Origin of the sequence: Actinomyces urogenitalis DSM 15434 (assembly GCF_000159035.1) — a bacterium.
Lineage (GTDB): Bacteria > Actinomycetota > Actinomycetes > Actinomycetales > Actinomycetaceae > Actinomyces > Actinomyces urogenitalis.
The window spans coordinates 1-1,065 of the sequence record NZ_DS999597.1 but is presented as its reverse complement, the minus strand read 5'-3'; the positions used below and the strand labels follow the sequence as shown (position 1 = coordinate 1,065).

1 protein-coding gene and 1 pseudogene are annotated in these 1,065 nt (G+C 72.5%); both read right to left on the bottom strand.

Annotated elements, in window-relative coordinates; translation table 11 throughout:
• A pseudogene (locus HMPREF0058_RS11420) lies at positions 1-560 on the bottom strand (hypothetical protein); the annotation flags it as partial.
• Positions 561-655: 95 nt separating this feature from the next.
• Positions 656-1,065 (bottom strand): thiamine pyrophosphate-dependent enzyme (locus HMPREF0058_RS11415; protein ID WP_006549952.1); only part of this gene is annotated, 410 nt, incomplete at its 5' end.

Genomic DNA, 1,065 nt, shown 5'->3' with positions numbered 1-1,065 from the left:
TCGCCGCCGTCCCCTCCGGCTCCCCCGCCGTAGGGGGCGGTGGCGTAGACGCTGTCGGCAGCCGTGGCGGTGGCCGCGTAGCCGCCGGCCGAGGCCGCCTGGTAGCCCCCGGCCGCAGGAGCCGAGGTGGCTGAGGCGGCAAGGAAGGGAGACGGCGTGGAGGCCGCGGCCTGCGGGACCCCCGTGGTCTCAGCCGGCGCAGGCTCGGGCGTGGAGACGCTGGGGTAGGTGTACTGCGGCGTCGTGCCGGAGGCGTTGGGCGTGCCGGCGCCATAGCCTCCGTTCCATGAGCCGGCGGCCGAGGTCGGTCGGGTGAAGGAGTAGCCGGCCGGCGTCGCAGGAACCGAGGTGTAGGGGCTCATCGGCCGGGTCGGGGCCCCGGCCTGGGAGCCTGTGGCCGCTGCGGGAGCGGAGCCCGCGACGGGAGGCTGCGAGGTCGGCGCCGTGCCCAGGTCCTGGGTCGGCTGCGAGGCCGCGGCCGGTGCCTGCGGCTGGGTGGTCCCAGAGTCAGAGCCTCCAGGCTGAGACTGGCCAGCACCGGTGAGGTCGTTCGTGCTCATGAATCCTCCTTGGACGCACACCCTTCAACAAACGGCTTCAGCCAACACCCTCGTTCTGGAATGTGTCCGATGCTCTTCTGGAAGTTTTCTGTGAACTAGGCGCTGCGGAGGTAGACCACGCTGAGGCCTCGCACGCCCTGATCCAGGAGCCCGCGCAGCTCCTCCAACGTGGAGACCTCATGCACCCGAGCCCCCAGGGCCGCGGCCAGCGCCGGGATCCGCGCCGCCTGCGGCGTGGTGAAGAAACGCTCCATCTGGTCCGCAGGCGTGACCGCCGGGTACTCCAGGGTGGAGAAGATCGCCCCTCCGCGTGAGTCGAGGACCACCACCTGAAGGTCTGGCTCCTCCTCGCCCGCCCCGCGGCCCAGGCTCATCGCGTCGTGCAGGAAGGTCAGGTCCCCCACCAGCGCCCGCACCGGCTCACGCCAGGCGTGCCACACACCGGTCGCCGTCGCGAGCGTGCCGTCGATCCCTGCCAGCCCCCGGTTGGCCAGAGCCCGCGGCG